At 31.0% G+C, this 17,086-nt stretch carries 17 protein-coding genes; 7 read left to right on the top strand and 10 right to left on the bottom strand.

Annotation, left to right across the window (positions count from 1 at the left end):
• The first annotated feature begins 66 nt into the window (after positions 1 to 66).
• Positions 67 to 1,215, top strand: coding sequence for a T9SS type A sorting domain-containing protein (locus ABGB03_RS09965; protein WP_347922364.1), 1,149 nt, complete (start codon positions 67 to 69; stop codon positions 1,213 to 1,215).
• A gap of 131 nt (positions 1,216 to 1,346) precedes the next feature.
• On the top strand, positions 1,347 to 2,963 hold the full coding sequence (locus ABGB03_RS09970) for a M28 family metallopeptidase (protein ID WP_347922365.1): 1,617 nt from the start codon (positions 1,347 to 1,349) through the stop codon (positions 2,961 to 2,963).
• Positions 2,964 to 3,006: 43 nt separating this feature from the next.
• Here the strand turns inward: ABGB03_RS09970 and ABGB03_RS09975 are convergent, their stop codons facing one another.
• Positions 3,007 to 3,399: a hypothetical protein gene (locus ABGB03_RS09975; RefSeq protein ID WP_347922366.1), complete on the bottom strand. Its 393-nt coding sequence runs from the start codon at positions 3,397 to 3,399 to the stop codon at positions 3,007 to 3,009.
• 207 nt (positions 3,400 to 3,606) lie between these two features.
• Between ABGB03_RS09975 and ABGB03_RS09980 the strand changes: the two genes are divergently transcribed.
• A complete protein-coding gene (locus ABGB03_RS09980; RefSeq protein ID WP_347922367.1) occupies positions 3,607 to 4,527 on the top strand; it encodes a YitT family protein in 921 nt (306 codons plus the stop codon).
• Between the two features lie 9 nt (positions 4,528 to 4,536).
• Here the strand turns inward: ABGB03_RS09980 and ABGB03_RS09985 are convergent, their stop codons facing one another.
• Both ABGB03_RS09985 and ABGB03_RS09990 read right to left on the bottom strand, forming a co-directional pair.
• The gene (locus tag ABGB03_RS09985; RefSeq protein WP_347922368.1) at positions 4,537 to 5,253 is read right to left on the bottom strand and encodes a uracil-DNA glycosylase family protein; all 717 of its coding nucleotides are present in this window, start codon (positions 5,251 to 5,253) and stop codon (positions 4,537 to 4,539) included.
• Entirely contained in the window at positions 5,254 to 5,976 is a 723-nt protein-coding gene (locus ABGB03_RS09990; RefSeq protein WP_347922369.1) for a hypothetical protein, read from the bottom strand.
• A gap of 84 nt (positions 5,977 to 6,060) precedes the next feature.
• Here ABGB03_RS09990 and ABGB03_RS09995 point away from each other — a divergent pair, with 84 nt between their 5' ends.
• Positions 6,061 to 6,222, top strand: coding sequence for a 30S ribosomal protein THX (locus ABGB03_RS09995; protein WP_347922370.1), 162 nt, complete (start codon positions 6,061 to 6,063; stop codon positions 6,220 to 6,222).
• Between the two features lie 19 nt (positions 6,223 to 6,241).
• On the opposite strand, the gene yaaA is transcribed toward ABGB03_RS09995, so the two are convergent.
• The 3 genes from yaaA to ABGB03_RS10010 all read right to left on the bottom strand — a co-directional run bounded on the left by yaaA (position 6,242) and on the right by ABGB03_RS10010 (position 8,672).
• Entirely contained in the window at positions 6,242 to 7,000 is a 759-nt protein-coding gene (gene yaaA, locus ABGB03_RS10000; protein ID WP_347922371.1) for a peroxide stress protein YaaA, read from the bottom strand.
• 78 nt (positions 7,001 to 7,078) lie between these two features.
• On the bottom strand, positions 7,079 to 8,134 hold the full coding sequence (locus tag ABGB03_RS10005; protein WP_347922372.1) for an RluA family pseudouridine synthase: 1,056 nt from the start codon (positions 8,132 to 8,134) through the stop codon (positions 7,079 to 7,081).
• Positions 8,121 to 8,672 (bottom strand): PASTA domain-containing protein, encoded by a 552-nt coding sequence (locus ABGB03_RS10010; RefSeq protein WP_347922373.1) that lies wholly within the window; start codon positions 8,670 to 8,672, stop codon positions 8,121 to 8,123. The genes ABGB03_RS10005 and ABGB03_RS10010 overlap by 14 nt, the downstream gene beginning before the upstream one ends.
• A 176-nt stretch (positions 8,673 to 8,848) precedes the next feature.
• Here ABGB03_RS10010 and ABGB03_RS10015 point away from each other — a divergent pair, with 176 nt between their 5' ends.
• The 3 genes from ABGB03_RS10015 to ABGB03_RS10025 all read left to right on the top strand — a co-directional run bounded on the left by ABGB03_RS10015 (position 8,849) and on the right by ABGB03_RS10025 (position 10,808).
• On the top strand, positions 8,849 to 9,823 hold the full coding sequence (locus ABGB03_RS10015; protein ID WP_347922374.1) for a D-alanine--D-alanine ligase: 975 nt from the start codon (positions 8,849 to 8,851) through the stop codon (positions 9,821 to 9,823).
• Positions 9,824 to 9,840: 17 nt separating this feature from the next.
• Positions 9,841 to 10,296 (top strand): pantetheine-phosphate adenylyltransferase, encoded by a 456-nt coding sequence (gene coaD, locus ABGB03_RS10020; RefSeq protein ID WP_347922375.1) that lies wholly within the window; start codon positions 9,841 to 9,843, stop codon positions 10,294 to 10,296.
• A gap of 62 nt (positions 10,297 to 10,358) precedes the next feature.
• Entirely contained in the window at positions 10,359 to 10,808 is a 450-nt protein-coding gene (locus ABGB03_RS10025; RefSeq protein ID WP_347922376.1) for a HEAT repeat domain-containing protein, read from the top strand.
• 56 nt (positions 10,809 to 10,864) lie between these two features.
• Here the strand turns inward: ABGB03_RS10025 and ABGB03_RS10030 are convergent, their stop codons facing one another.
• The 4 genes from ABGB03_RS10030 to ABGB03_RS10045 form a co-directional block, all read right to left on the bottom strand.
• Positions 10,865 to 13,066: a response regulator gene (locus ABGB03_RS10030; protein WP_347922377.1), complete on the bottom strand. Its 2,202-nt coding sequence runs from the start codon at positions 13,064 to 13,066 to the stop codon at positions 10,865 to 10,867.
• Positions 13,067 to 13,142: 76 nt separating this feature from the next.
• Positions 13,143 to 14,756: a SulP family inorganic anion transporter gene (locus ABGB03_RS10035; protein WP_347922378.1), complete on the bottom strand. Its 1,614-nt coding sequence runs from the start codon at positions 14,754 to 14,756 to the stop codon at positions 13,143 to 13,145.
• Between the two features lie 36 nt (positions 14,757 to 14,792).
• The gene (locus ABGB03_RS10040) at positions 14,793 to 15,773 is read right to left on the bottom strand and encodes a pyridoxal-phosphate dependent enzyme (protein WP_347922379.1); all 981 of its coding nucleotides are present in this window, start codon (positions 15,771 to 15,773) and stop codon (positions 14,793 to 14,795) included.
• A 76-nt stretch (positions 15,774 to 15,849) separates the two neighbouring features.
• Entirely contained in the window at positions 15,850 to 17,085 is a 1,236-nt protein-coding gene (locus tag ABGB03_RS10045) for an FtsX-like permease family protein (RefSeq protein WP_347922380.1), read from the bottom strand.
• Position 17,086: the final 1 nt, after the last annotated feature.

A 17,086-nucleotide genomic window follows, 5' to 3' on the forward strand; every position in this document is an offset into this window, starting at 1 on the left:
CATCGCATTTTTTCATTTTTATACTTTCGATTTTAATAATAAATCTACTATAAAACCTATATAATCATGAGAAAACAGTATCTATTTATTACAGTATTTTTTGTATGCTTTAATTTAACATACTCACAAGTTGAAATTTTCTATCCAAGTGTAAATCAATTAGATATTGTAATAGATAATGATTATTTATATTTTTTGGATTCTAATTACAAAATAAAACGAGCAGATATTTCCAGTCCATTATTTGTTGCTCCTCCTTCCACTTTAATTTTTGATGCGGACGAACCTGGTTTTGATGGTGGCGAATCGGTAACATCTTTAGGGGTTACAGATGATAACTTATATTTTTCGGTAGGGTGGTTTTTAACCAATAGTAGAGTTTATAAAATTGATTTAACTGATTTAGACTTAGACCCTGTTTTGGCTTATACAGACTATGGTCACTGGATATTAGATATAGATTTTTCGGGTGCATGGCTATATCTAACTAGACTAGGCTATTTTGGAGGGTATCCAGATCTAAGCAGGCTAAATACCTTAGCTACTTTTCCCACTACTCTTTCAGTTTTTGAAGAAAGAGAAACTACTGCGTTAACCATATCTGGTGGCACTATGTATTTTTCAGAATCAATATATACAGGACCTATTACAGACGGAGAAATATTTTTTAAAAACTTGTTTTTAGGAACACCAGAAGTGTCGAAATTCACAGGTGTTGGTGTTATTAACGATTTACTACTGTTTGAAGGCCTACTATACTTTACTGATGATGAAGGATTAAAACGTATAAATCCAATAGAGGCTGTACCAACTTCGGAGCTTTTAGTTTCTGATTCAGATTATGAAAGTCTAGGCAAAATACAAGTAAAATCTTATGACACTGGCGAAAAGTATTTATTTATCACAAGTTATAATGATGGTGGAAGAATATTAAGAGTAGACTTAAATCATCCTTTACTTTCACTTAAAAAAGAAACTACAATGAGTAACAAGGTTTTTCCAAATCCAACATTAAAAAACGTAACCATTAACTCAAATCATAATATTGAAAAAATTTCTGTGTATGATATGTTAGGAAAACTTATAGTAGAAATGTCCCTTTCAAATCAAGTTACCAAATATAATCTTGATGTTTCTAATCTTAATTCTGGAATTTATAATTTACAAATTAAAACATCTTTAGGAATAGAAACTAAAAAAATGGTAAAGCTATAATATTATAGATCAACCACATTAAATTATTTCATGAATAGAAAATAGAAGCTTTTAAAACAAAGTTCTTATTTGACATTGAATAAAAAATTGTCGAACTTCGTTTCATTACAATACTTATTAAAACACTATTCATGAAGAATTTCTTAAAAATCTTAGTAATTATACTATTCATTAGTTGTGAAAACGACAAAAAAGACGCCACAAACTTAGTTGAAGTTGAACAAACAACTATCAGTAACCATATTAAACGTTTAGCATCTGATGAATTTCTAGGAAGAAAACCATTTACAGAGGGCGAAGTAAAAACCATAAACTATTTAAAAGATGAGTTTGAAAAATTAGGGCTTTTACCAGGAAATGGCGATAGTTTTTTTCAAAATGTGCCTATGGTAGAAATTACTGGAACACCTTCAGAAAACATGGTGATTTCTGGAGACAATGGAAATTTTAATTTAGAATCCTTAAAAGATTTTGTAGCTACAACTAACAAGGTAGTAACTGATGTTGGTCTTGAAAACTCCGAACTTGTTTTTGCAGGTTATGGTGTAGTAGCACCAGAATATGATTGGAATGATTATGAAGGTATAGATTGGAAAGGAAAAACAGCAGTCGTTTTAATAAACGATCCAGGTTTTAAATCGGGAGACTCAACATTATTTAAAGGAAACGAAATGACCTATTATGGTCGTTGGACTTACAAATACGAAGAAGCAGCAAAGCAAGGTGCAGATGGACTTATTATTATACATGATACTGAACCAGCGTCTTATGGTTGGAATGTTGTAGAATCTGGTTGGAGTGGTGCTCGATTAATTATAGAAAGTGATTTACCTCAGCTAAATGTTGAATCTTGGATAAGTGGTGAAAGTGCCAATAAAATGTTTGGAATTTCATCTATGAAAGGGCAAGATTATAAAACTTTAGCTAGAAATAAAGACTTCAAGCCTGTTCCATTAGGATTAAACGTTTCAGTAAGTATTAGTAATAGTATTAAAAAAGATGTGTCTAAGAATGTAGTTGCCATGATTCCTGGTACAGACAGAAAAGACGAAGTTATTATTTATTCAGGACATTGGGACCATTTTGGTGTTGGTAAAGCTATAGAAGGTGATTCCATCTACAATGGTGCTGTAGATAATGCTTCTGGAACCGCAGGATTATTAGCTATTGCTGAAGCATTTAAGAAAGATAATCCAACAAAACGCTCTATTGCTTTTATTGCTGTAACTGCTGAAGAACAAGGGTTGTTAGGCTCTGCTTTTTATGCTGAAAATCCTATTTTCGATCCTAAAAAAACAGTGGCGAATATTAATATCGATGCACTTGATAGTCCTGGAAAAATGAAAGATTTAACCATTACAGGTTATGGTCAATCTGAAATGGATGAATATGCCAAAGAAGCAGCCACTAAACAAGGCAGATACATTATTCCAGATCCTGAAGCTGAAAAAGGCTACTTCTTTAGATCTGACCATTTTAATTTTGCAAAAATTGGCATACCCGCATTGTACGCAAGTGGTGCCTACGAAGGGTTTGATAAAAGTATTGAAGAAATAAAAGCGTATAACGATTTTTATCGTATTAATAAATATCATCAGCCTTCAGATGAATACGATCCTGAAATCACAGAATTAAGTGGTATACAATTAGATTTACAATTATTTTTTAATGTAGGATTACAATTAGCTAATGAAGATTATTTTCCAAAGTGGTATGATGGAAGCGAGTTTAAAGCGGCAAGAGAATAAAACAATTCTTTAGAAAATAAAAATAGAGTTCTTTTATTAAAATCTAGTCAATAGATTTGTCTAATTTTTCTTGCTCAAAAATTAGCCACTTTAAAGCTTCTTCCCTATCGGAAAAAATTTTAAGATTCCAAGCTTCTTTTCTTGGCAATTTGTCTAGTATTTCTGTTGTCATACTAGTTAGTCTGCTATATGCTACAACTGCCATAGCAGCTATTTCGCTAATAGTAGCTAATTTTTTTTGTGCATTAAAATCGTACGTATAAGAATACTTCTTATTAATAAGTAGAGAAAACGGTGCTTCTAAATTAGACCTTAGAATATCATGATAATGGTCAATCATAACTACATCCATAACAATCCCTTCATTGATAATTACTTCAGCAATATTTTTTCGTAAAATTATTATTTTACCATATGGAAACTCTAATATTTTCATACCTTTTTTAAATAAAAGATATCCCTCTCTACACATAAATATCTAAAAAAATAGCTCCAAACACAACTAAAAAAACTCAAAATTTTAAAAAGAATAGCTATATAAATTAATATCAAGTTGTTAATACAACCATATTTGCTGTTTATTAAAATTTTCAAGTACATTACCTTTTTAATACTTACTTTTATAAATAGACATAGAAAAAGCATGAACAAGAAAACAACTTATACCTATATCTCAGAATATTTTCAAATAGCATTAGGGATTTTTCTAGCTAGCATTGGTCTAAAGGCTTTTTTATTACCAAACGACTTTTTGGATGGAGGAGTTACTGGAACTGCAATTTTATTAAACTCACAATTTAAGAGTTTTAACGTCTCAATACTTCTAGTGCTTATTAATATTCCATTTTTAATATTGGCATATTTCACCTTATCTAAGCGCATATTAATAAAATCAGTCTTTAGTATTATTGGACTAGCATTAGTAATACATTTTGTAGAATTTAATACTATAACTGAAGATAAATTATTGATTTCCATTTTTGGTGGTTTATTTGTTGGTGCTGGTATTGGGCTTACTGTAAAAAACGGTGCTGTATTAGATGGATCGGAAATTTTAGGTGTGTTTTTAAATGATCGTTTTGGATTTAGTATTGGTCAAATTATTTTATACTTCAACATTATATTGTTTAGTATTACTGCTTTTGTCCTTTCAGTTGAAATTGCCATGTACTCAATTCTTACTTACATTGTCACTGCAAAAGTAATTGATATGCTTATAGAAGGGTTTGAAGATTTTATTGGAGTTATGATTGTCTCTAAGCATCATAAAGAAATTAAATCGGCTATTATTAATGAACTTGGTGCGGGAATGACTATTTATAAAGGTGAAAAAGGATATGGTAGTAGTGGGGAAATGTTAGAGTTTGATATTATCCATACAGTTATAAACAGAATAGATATTAGAAAAATGCACCGTGTTATAGATAAAGTAGACCCACATGCATTTTCAATAGAATTCGATATTAACCATATTAAAGGTGGTGTTTTGCGTCGCTATTTAGCAAAAAACAAAGGAAAACAACTTCCAAAAGAAATTTTAGAATATAATAAGCATAAGTATTGATTAGTTAGACTAAAAAAACACTTTGTATTGTAAAACTCTAAAATCGAACGTGTTAAACTTTGGGTTTTTAGCTTTTAGTTCTTTGTATAAAGGTAATCTACTTATTGAGATATTTGCTGCACCAGAGCCAGAGGTTAGGGATACTGTTTTAATAGTGCGTTTGTCTTTTTGAAATGAGTGAAACGATTGAGAAATTTCTTTTTTTTGAGATTCCTCATATTCATTTGGAATAATAAATTGGTGGATTCTAGGCACTTCATTTGAAATCAACTCCAACTTTAAATTGTAATCTTTAAGATGTTTTCTAAAAAAATATTCAGGTCCATTTTTACTGTTTCCTCCAGTAAATAATAGTGTTTCAACATTTGGATAATCTTTAAGATAGGATATCACGTCACGTAATTTAATATTTTGCATTCCTAAATCGGAAGCATCAATTTTTTCTCGCTCTGCACTTTCAACAATGTCGCAAACACCTATTTTATGCTTTATTAGAAATTGCTTTCTTTGGTCAATAGCTTCTTGAGAACTATCATATCTCAAATTTAAATCATGAATTTTATCAATAAAAAGCCATAATGAGTTATAGTAACTCCCATAACAAAAATTGACATCTTTTTCTAAGAGTTCTCCGGTAGAAAAACGAGGTGGTGGTAGCGTACCAACAATAAGCTTTGTAGTGTCTTTTTGAATGAATGGAGGGTATGGATGTTTGTGAAAAAACATCTAAACAGTTTTTAATAAATTTTCAACTTCAATAATAGTAAATCTATACTTATTTCTATTTGGGCGAGTCATATTTTTAGATTCAGCATAAATTTCATTTAACAATTCTTGAGCATCTTCTTTTTTATCTATCTCTATTAAAAACTTTGCTAATGCTACTCTTTCATTATAATTTGAGTAGCGTTGATCTAATACTCTTAATTGGGTCTCTGCTTCTTCTATTTCTCCTAACTCTTTTAAAGATAATCCATAATAAAATTGAGTACTGGACTTTTTAAACTCTATATGATCTCTAATATTTTTAGAATATGTAACAACCTCTTTATAGTTATTTAGTTTGTAAAAGCATTCAATTAATTGTTTTGCTACGTATAAATCAATCTTAAAATTATCTTCTTGAGCTTTTAAATAGTTTACCTTGGCATTAATAAAGTCGCCTATTTCTAAATAAGCGTCTGCCAAATTAACTCTGTTTTGAAATGTTTCTGAAAACTCTAATATCCTTTCTAAATCCTTAACTTTTTTAGTAGGATTAATAATTGTAGCTATTTCGCTTGTTATTTTCTCGGTATCACGCCTACTATAAACCTGAGTAATAATATAAATAAGACAACCAAGTACTGGAAGAAAAATGATTACAAAATACCAATAATAGTCGTTTCTGTTTTTGTATAAATGATAAATACAAAATACCTGAAGCGCTATAGTTAAATAAAAATACATAGAGAATATTTTGTTTAGTATTGGTTATAAAAATTAAACATAAAATTTTTGTATATTAATGTGAATATATAAAGTCCAAAGATAATGGGAAAAGGTGATAAAAAGTCTAAACGTGGAAAAATAGCAATAGGCAGTTATGGTGTAAGACGTAAACGAAAAAAAACTACTTCTAAACCAAAAGCTGTAGCGAAACCTAAACCTGCTGCAAAAAAACCTGTTGCTAAAAAAACAAAGGAGAAAAAATAAATTAAGGTCTTCGTTACTTTTATCGTATAAAAACTAATTCTGTTTTTGTGGACATAGCTTCACTAAAACCGTACCCCTCATAATTAAAGCCTTTAATATCTTCTATAGTTTTAGCATCAGTATCAATAATATAGCGCGTCATATAACCTCTTGCAAGCTTTGCAAAGGTCATAATCATTTTATACTCGCCATTTTTAAAATCTTTAAAATTGGCTGTTATAACAGGAACTTTTAAGGCTTTCGTATCTATTGCTTTAAAGTACTCATTACTCGCAAGATTAAGAAAAAGCTCGCTATCTTCAAGTTCTTCATTTAACTTTTTGGTTATTTTTTGTTTCCAAAATTCATACAGATTCTTGTTCTTTCCAACTAGAAATTTAGTTCCCATTTCTAAACGATAAGGCTGTATTAAATCTAAAGGTTTCAAAATACCATATAGTCCCGAAATAATCCTAACAGTATCTTGAACTTTATCTAATTTCTCCTGCGGAATTGTATACGCATCTAATCCACGATATACATCGCCTGAAAACGCATAAATAGCTTGTCTTGCATTATCTTGAATAAATGGCAACTGCCACTCTTGGTTACGCTCATAGTTTAACTGCCCTAAATTATCAGAAATATTCATAAGCTTAGATAAACTTCTGGCAGATTTCTTTTTAAGCAGTTTATTTAAACGTTCAGCTTCTTTTAAAAAACAAGATTCTGAAACTTTATTTGTTGGTAATTCACTTTCAAAATTCAAAGATTTTGCTGGAGAAAGGACTAATTTCATTTTGATACTTTTTGTTTCTCAAATTTAAGAGTAACATCAATAAAATGAAACTAATTTTGCAAGTAATTATAAATAGGCTTATAAATTATCTTGATGCTTCGCATACGCTTGCCACTTCTCGATGCATTGCTGCATATCTTCTGGTAACTCTGTAGTAAAACTCATCCATTCACCAGTTTCTGGATGCTTAAAACCCAGTGTTTTTGCATGAAGTGCTTGTCTAGGAAGAATTTTAAAGCAATTATCCACAAACTGCTTATATTTTGTAAATGTTGTGCCTTTTAATATTCTTTCACCACCATATCGCTCGTCGTTAAACAACGTATGACCAATATGTTTCATGTGCACTCTAATTTGATGTGTACGTCCTGTTTCTAGTTTGCAAGATACTAACGTGACATATCCCAAACGTTCAATTACTTTATAATGTGTAACAGCTGGTTTTCCTTTTTCTTCTTCTTCATCAAAAAAGACTGTATTTTGTAATCTGTTTTTTGGATGACGACCAATATTTCCTTCAATAGTTCCTTCGTCTTCTTCAACATTTCCCCAAACTAAAGCTATATATTCTCTTTCACTTGTTTTTTCTGCAAATTGATTTGACAAATGACTCATAGCTTTCTCCGTTTTTGCAACGACCAAAAGCCCACTTGTATCTTTATCAATTCTATGGACCAACCCTGGTCTATCACTAGAGTTATTTGGTAAATTATCAAAATGAAATGTAAGCGCATTAATTAAGGTTCCTGAATAATTACCATGTCCTGGATGCACAACCATTCCAGCAGGTTTGTTTACAACTAGAAGATGCTCATCTTCATAAACGATATCAATAGGAATATCTTCAGGAACTAATAGATTTTCATAAGGTGGATGTTCAAATAAGACCTTGATTTCGTCATAAGGCTTAACCTTATAATTTGATTTAACTGAAACCCCATTTACTTGAATACTGCCATCTTTAGCTGCAGCTTGCACCTTATTTCTTGTAGCGTTTTCGATAAAATTCATTAAGTATTTATCAATACGTAATGGTTGCTGACCTTTATCTACAGTAAAAGAATGATGCTCGTAAAGTTCTGGGGTTTCTTCAGGAAAGTTATTAGCTTCCATCGAGGTATTATTGTTTTCCATTTCCTAAAACCAAGTCTATTTTTGTCGTTTTTTCGAGCATAGTTCCTGGGTTGATTTTTTCGCCTTTATACCTTATCTCAATAACTTGGTCTAAACCAATATCGTTTACACGAGTTATATTTCCAACTTCAAAACCTAAAGCTTCTAATGTAGGTTTTGCTTGTCTAAACGTACGTCTAATAATATTTGGAATACCTACTTTTTTATATCCTGATGGATTTAGCGTCAAGTATATTTTTCGGTTTTCTTTTACCAAAGTACCAGCAGCAGGTTGTTGATCAATCACTGAATATTTAGGATAATTAGGATTATAATTGGCAGAATCTTGCACAACCATCGATAAATCGTGGTCATCAATTTCAATTTGAACCACATTTAAAGTTTTACCTTTTAATTCTGGTACTTCAACAAAATCTCCATGATTAGTTGAAAATTTTAAATACCTAAGCGTAAAAAAACCAATAATTATAAGTACTACAATTGCTAATCCTAATTGCTTAAAAAACTCTTTACTGGTTACAAATTTTAGAATACTCATACTGCTAAAAATATTTAACAAAACTACACAATTTTATAGTTTTATAATTAATTGGCAAACTTTAGTTTTAAGATATACGTATATTAAAACAAAAAGGTTTTGCGTTACATGAATAAATGATATTTTTACAAAACGGTCAAAACGATTGTTTATTGAATCTATAATACTTTAAATTAATGCGACAGAATATTGCGATTATCATGGGAGGTTATTCAAGCGAATATGAAATCTCATTAAAAAGCGGAAATGTTGTTTACGAATCCCTTGATAGTAGAAAATACAATCCTTATCGCATTCATATATTTAAAACTAAATGGGTTTATGTTGATGATAATGATAATGAATTTCCGATTGATAAAAATGACTTTTCAGTATCAATAAATAACAAGAAAATAACTTTTGATTGTGTATTCAATGCTATTCATGGTTCTCCTGGAGAAGATGGTTTTATGCAAGCATATTTTGAATTGTTGAATGTCCCACAGACAAGTTGCAATATGTATCAAGCAAGCTTAACCTTTAATAAACGGGATTGTTTGAGTGTTTTAAAACCTTACGGGATTAAAACAGCTGAATCTTATTATATTAATTTAGGAGACAAGATTGACGAAGATGCTATCGTCAAAAAAGTAGGATTACCGTGTTTTGTAAAAGCTAACAAAGCAGGAAGTAGTTTCGGAATTACAAAAGTGTATAAAAAGGAGGATTTACAAAATGCTATTGACTTTGCTTATGCTGAAGATGATGAAATTATCATTGAATCATACCTAGATGGTGTCGAAGTATCAGTTGGTGTCATAAAATACAAAGGAGCAATTAAAGTATTACCCATCACCGAGATAGTGAGTGATAATGATTTCTTTGATTATAAAGCAAAATATTTAGGTGAATCACAAGAAATTACGCCAGCAAGAATTAGTGATGATATGACTAATAAAGTACAAATCGTTGCAAAAAAAGTTTATGAAATACTAAAAATGGATGGCTTTACACGAAGTGAATACATTTTTAAAGATGGCGAACCCCATTTATTAGAAGTAAATACGGTTCCTGGATTAACTAAAGAAAGTATCTTACCACAGCAAGCAGTTGCTGCTGGAATTTCTTTGGAAGATTTATTTGGCAATGCTATTGAAGAAGCTATGAAATAAAAATGTAAATTTAAATCATGAAACGAGCCATTTTTCCAGGGTCTTTTGATCCAATAACTTTAGGGCATTACGATATTATTAAACGCGGTGTAACGCTGTTTGATGAAATTATCGTAGCCATTGGTGTAAATTCTGATAAAAAATATATGTTCTCTTTAGAAGAACGCCAAAAATTTATTGAGGACACGTTTGTTGACGAACCAAAAGTAAAAGTGGTTACCTATAAAGGTTTAACAGTAGATTTTTGTAAAGAAATAGATGTGGAATTTATTTTAAGAGGTTTACGAAATCCTGCCGATTTTGAGTTTGAAAAAGCTATTGCTCATACCAATAGAGATTTAGCACCTATTGAGACTGTATTTTTATTAACCTCTGCTAAAACATCTTATATCGCATCATCGATTGTAAGAGATGTGATTAGAAATAATGGAGATTACACCAAGCTAGTTCCTAAAAGTGTTCGTGTAAAATAGACTTGTTGTAACAAAAACTCATTTTCCTCTACATATATAGTACACACAACCATCATTTAATCATGTTTGAAAAGCTTAAATATCTGCTTATTGAACTAAAACTTATTCAGCCATCAGAAAATGACATTTACAAATGGCAACATACAAACCAAGTTTTAAAAATAGAGTATGCTTTAAAACATGGCAACTATAAAATTCGTGAGTTTGCAGCAAATGCTCTTGGTGAAATAGGTAGTCACGAATCTGTACCTTACCTTCTACATGCTATTAATGATGAAATTCAAAACGTTTCTATTGCTGCTTTAAATGCCTTAGACAGAATTGAATGTGAAGATGAATTAGGCAAAACTGTTATAAAAAAGCGATTTAATTGGCTTCAAAAACTTAAAGAAAAAGAAGAAAAACGTAGAAAAGCTAATAGCATTAAAAAATACAATATTTATAGATGGGAACGCGCTAGCAAAAAATCTTTTGATCGTGTTAAAGAGCAATTAAAAAAGCCTATGAGGTAGTTCTTAGCTGTAAAAGATATATTCAACTATCCTTTTTGCAAATCTTTTGCTAAAAGTTACGAAACTAGTCTAATTTTCGAGTTTCCATTCCTTTTTCTTAAAACAATACTTTCAGCTATTATTTTTATAAAACTCTCTTCATAAAAAGGTTTAGAGATATAGCTATCCATATCGCAACCATAAATTTTACTCACAATTTCCTCTCTTGAAGCTGCTGTGAGTGCAACTATAGTTACTTTTTTATCAAATTTCCTTATTCTCTCCGTCGCCTGATAACCATCCATTTCTGGCATATGTAAATCCATTAAAATGCAATCATATTTTTTATTTCTAGTAGCTTCTACTGCTTCTTTTCCACTAGAAACCACATCACATTTTAGCTTAAATTGATTTAATATTTTACTTGTTACTAATTGATTAATCTTATTATCATCTACTATAAGGAATTTGCAACTTTTTAAACTTTTTAATTGTTTTTTAAACTCTAAATTTACACTTGAATCCTCTATTTTTTTAGAAAAATCAAGTTTAAAATAAAACTTAGTTCCTTTATTTATCTCGCTTTCAATAAATACATCGCTGTCCATAAGATTAAGCATTTTCTTAACGATATATAACCCTAAGCCTGAACCTTTATATGATTTGTCTCTTTTAGTCTCTTCTTGATAATATTCATCAAAAATATGCTTTTGGTTTTCTTTAGAAATTCCAACACCGTTATCGGAGATACCAAAATATAGTTCTACTTTATTATGATAATTTGATATTAGCTTAACCTCTATTTTAATCTTACCATTAGATGTGAATTTAATTGCGTTTGCAATCAAATTAATAAGTATTTGAGACAGTTTTAAAGAATCTCCAACTATTACTTTAGGGATATTTTCGTCACACTTAAACTTAATTTTGTTATTACTATCCCTTATGGCATAAGATAAAGAATCGGTTATATTAGTTATTAATTCTTTTAAATTAAACTCTATTTGTTGTGTATTAAGTTTTGTAGATTCAATTTTATTAAGCTCCAATACATTATTAATTAATGTTAAAAGATGATTTCCTGAAAAATTTAGAGATTCTAAATATTCTTTATGATCTGGGTTTTTGTTTTCTTTAAGTAATAAATGGGATAGTTTTATAACCGCATAAAGTGGTGTACGTAATTCGTGACTAATCTCAGAATAAAAAACAGATTTTACTTTAGACAATTCCTCGGCTTTATCTCTTTGTTTTTTATATTGTTTCGTTCTATTTACTAATAAATATGATATGATTAGTAATAAAATAATTAAAGCTATTAATATTATATTGGATTGCCTTGCGTTTTTAATAACCTCTTCTTGAAGTTCCTTTTCTCTTTCTATCAATGTTATTTTTTCTGTATTTTCTTTTACTTCATATTCTGTTTGCAGTTTTTTTACATAATCAAATTGCTCAAGTTTTTTTATAGAATCTGCAATTGTCATTTGCTCTAATAATTGCTCATTGGCTTCTTTGTATTTTTTTTGGTCTATGTAGGCTTTAGACTTATGTTCATGTGCCAACTCTACAGGAGCTAAATACTCATTGGCTTTACCGTACTCTATACATTTATCATAATAAAAATGTGCTTTTTCGAAATCTTTTAGCTTCCAATATGTATACCCTAATGCCTCATAAATATCAGCCATTAATCTCTTATTTGTAGAGTTTACAGAAAGTTCAATTGACTTAAATAGATAATCTAGGGCTTTTTGATAATCTTGAGGTGAGTAAAAGCTAAAATTATACCCTAAATTATACATTATGTTGTAGGCAATCCTATTTTTTAGACCACCTAATTCTGGTTTTTTTTCTAGAATGTCTAAAACTTTATAAAAAGACTGTGTTGATTTATCATACTCTTCTAAGTCTCTCAAATGCACACCTATATTATTATATACAACTAATAACTGGTCATCTAAACCATGTTCAATATGAAAATCTTCTGCTTTCTTATAATAGTCTAACGCTTTATCTTTATCAGTTTCAAAGCTACTATGTATTACTCCTAGTGTAATTAATGCTCTACCTTCTAATTTAGGATAATTGCCAGATTTAGCAAGTTTTAGGATTTTGTTAGTTAGAAGTATTGCTTCGCTTAATTTGTTTTGTTGAGAAAGATCAAAAGCATGATCCAATTCTTTTCTAGCAGCTTCTTCTGAGAAAGAAATAGTGTCTTGTGCAAACACATATGTACCTGTAAATAGGGCAATTAATATGTAAGAAAATATCTTCATAATCATAAGTAGGTATATGAAAGATACTTAAAAAATGTTAAATACCAAAAAACATGAGACCTTTTTACTACAAATGCTATAAATTATACTCTCCTAATCCTTTTGTAAACGCTTCAGGGTTTTCTGCTAAATGATAACGAGGGTCATCAATAGCTTCTACTATAATGTCTCTAAACATTGGGCTAGATTTATAAAGTAACACCTTGCAATCTTCACTAAGATGTTTCAACTTAACAGACTTTCCTTCGGCTTTATATTTGTTTACCAAGCTAAAAATTGCTTCAATAGCTGAGTGATCGCTAACTCTTGCTTCTACAAAATCAATTTCTACATGATCCGGATCATTTTTAATATCAAACTTTTCATTAAATGCTGAAATGCTTCCGAAAAATAGTAGTCCCCAAATTTCATAAATTTTAGTACCATCTTCACGCATACGCTTTCTGGCTCGAATGCGTTTTGCATTTTCCCAAGCAAACACCAAAGCACTAACAATAACACCTGCAATTACAGCTATTGCTAAATCGAAAAGCACTGTTAATCCTGACACCAAGATCAGTACAAATACATCTGTTCTAGGTATTTTGTTCATAATCCTGAAACTTGACCATGCAAACGTTCCAATAACTACCATAAACATCACACCAACCAAAGCTGCTATTGGCACCTGCTCAATAAGACCTGATGCAAATAAAATAAAGGCCAATAGAGCTAATGCAGCAACAATACCTGAAAGACGACCTCGTCCTCCACCTTTTATATTGATAATAGATTGACCAATCATAGCACATCCTCCCATTCCTCCAAAGAATCCAGTCACAATATTGGCGCCTCCTTGAGCTAAACATTCTCTGTTAGAGTTTCCACGAGTTTCAGTTAAATCGTCAATTAAATTAAGGGTCATTAAAGATTCTATCAATCCAATTGCAGCAAGAATCAACGCATAAGGACCAATAAACTTAATGGTTTCCCAAGAAAAAGGTACTTTGCTAAAAATATCAGTTTGAAATTGTGGTAAACCTCCTTTTAAACCTTCTCCTCCTCCATCACGAATAAAACTTCCAACAGTCGCTACGTCTAAGTTTCCAAAAATCACAATACCAGAAACTACCAAAATAGCAATTAAAGCTTCAGGAAGTTTTTTGGTAAGTTTAGGTAAGCTAAACATGATTCCCATGGTTAAAGCTACCAAGCCTAGCATAATCCACAATTGTCCACCAGTAAACCAATTACCACTACCATCTTTAAACATTCCTAATTGTGATAGGAAGATTACAATCGCTAAACCATTTACAAATCCCATCATTACTGGGTGTGGAATTAGTCGTACAAACTTTCCGAGTTTAAAAACACCTGCTAACATTTGTATAAAGCCCATTAAAATGACTGTAGCAAATAGGTAATATAATCCTAATTGTTCGCCTTCAGCTCCCATGGCATTTCCCTTAGCAACTAAAGCTACCATAACGACTGCTAAAGCACCTGTCGCTCCGCTAATCATTCCTGGTCTTCCTCCAAAAACAGAAGTGATTAAACCAATCATAAATGCTGCATATAAACCAACCAATGGATCTACTCCAGCCACAAATGCAAAAGCTACAGCTTCTGGCACTAAAGCTAAAGCTACAGTTAATCCGCTTAAAATATCATTTTTAGCATTTGCTGCTCTTCTTCTGATAAACTCAGTCATAATGGTTGCTTTTAAGAAGCGGCAAAAATACAGCTATTATTCAATATAACCCATCTCACGCATCCAATCGTCGTTAAACATTTTACCTACATAACGACTACCATGGTCATGGAATAACACCACCACTACATCATCTTTTGTAAAATGTTCTTTAAGTTGTAGTAGTCCTTTAATGGCTGCACCAGCAGAATTCCCTAAAAACATACCTTCCTTTTTGGCTAGTAATTGGGTGTATACAGCTGCATCTTTATCGGTTACTTTAGTAAACCCATCTATAATACTGAAATCTACATTTTCTGGTAAAATATCTTCGCCAATACCTTCGGTTACATAAGGATAAATCTCCTTCTCATCAAACTCTCCTGTTTCGTGGTATTTTTTAAACACACTACCGTAGGTATCTATTCCCCAAACTTTAATATTTGGATTTTGTTCTTTTAAATATTTTCCAACACCAGATACTGTTCCTCCTGTTCCTACACCTACCACAAAGTGCGTTACTTTACCATTAGTTTGCTTCCAAATTTCTGGTCCAGTACTTTCGTAATGTGCTTTGGCATTACTTGGATTATCATATTGATTAACATACCATGAGTTTGGTGTTTCTTTACCCAAACGTTTAGAAACTGAGTAATATGAGCGAGGGTCGGTTGGTTCCACATCTGTTGGACACACAACCACCTCAGCACCTACAGCACGAAGAATGTCCATTTTTTCTTTAGATTGTTTATCTGAAATTACAAAAACACACTTATAACCTTTTACAATAGCCGCTAATGCTAAACCCATTCCTGTATTTCCAGATGTTCCTTCAATAATAGTTCCTCCAGGTTTTAAGCGTCCATCAGCTTCGGCGTCTTCAATCATTTTTAATGCCATTCTATCCTTTACAGAGTTACCTGGGTTAAAAGTTTCGTACTTAGCAAGTACTAAACAAGGCAAGTCTTCAACCAACTTATTTATTTTCACCAAAGGTGTGTTTCCAATGGTTTCCAGTATATTTTTAGCGTATTTCATTTCATGCTCACGAAAGTGAGTATCTTTTATTTATTAATAAAAATCTTGTGCAAAAATAGTAAATCTTATGGCTATTTTACTCAAAACTCATAGCTTTGACTGGAGATATTTTTGTGATAACATAAGATGGCACTAGCAGCATTATTAAACACAAAATAAACGTCCCAATATTAAGTGCAATAATATATGTTCCGCTTATATAAACTGGCGCTTCAGTTACATAGTATACACTTGGGTCTAGTGGAAAAAGTTTAAAGTACTTTTGAGCAAACAACAACCCCAAACCAATAAGATTTCCCCAAAATAATCCCAACATTATTAAATAAGATGCATTATACAAAAACAATTTTCTAATACTCCAATTACTACTGCCTAGTGCTTTTAAAACACCTATCATTTGTGTTCTCTCCAAGATTAAGACTAACAATGCCGTAATCATGTTAATACCAGCAACAATAATCATAATACCAATAATGGCATATATGTTTTTATCGAAAATGTTTATCCATTCAAATACTATAGGGTATTTCTCTTCTACTGTTTTAGATGTATAAAAGGAAGAAATGTTTTGGTAGATTTCTTCTTCCTTTTGCACTATTTGAGAATAATCGTCTATAAAAACTTCAAAGTGTCCAATTTGGTCATCTTCCCATTTGTTAAAAAACTGAATATGTCTAATATCCCCTAATAAATACGTTTCATCAAGTTCTTGAAAACCTGAATTATAAATCCCAGAAACTTTAAATGTTCTAATAAAAGGTAACTTATCAACCGATTCTTTACCAAATAACATTTGAAAAGTATCACCAACTTTAAACTGTAATCTGTTAGCTAAATACTGCGATATTAACACCTCATTACTAACATTATCTTCATATATCGGTAATTCGCCTTCTATTAAAAACTCTTGAAAATAATGCCAATCATAATCCAATCCAACTCCTTTTAATACTGCTCCACCAAAATTGGTTTCAGTCCTAATCAAACCCCATTTCGTGGCAATGCCCTGAATATGAGTAATCCCATCTATGTTGGAGAAGTTTGGATAGAAATCTTGATTGATGGACAGTGGTACTTCCGACTCATCAGAAGCATTAGAATTAAACGTTGTAATAGTAATATGCCCATTAAAAGCGACTGCCTTATCACGAATTTTTTGTTGCAAACCAATACCTGTTGCAATAGCAATCATCATCACTACCATGCCAATGGCAATAGCAGTAATTCCAATTTTTATTATTGGTGCCGATACACTACTTTTATACGACTTGCTACCAATAATGCGTTTAGCAATAAAATACTCGAATTTCAAT

Origin of the sequence: Pontimicrobium sp. SW4 (assembly GCF_039954625.1) — a bacterium.
GTDB lineage: Bacteria > Bacteroidota > Bacteroidia > Flavobacteriales > Flavobacteriaceae > Pontimicrobium.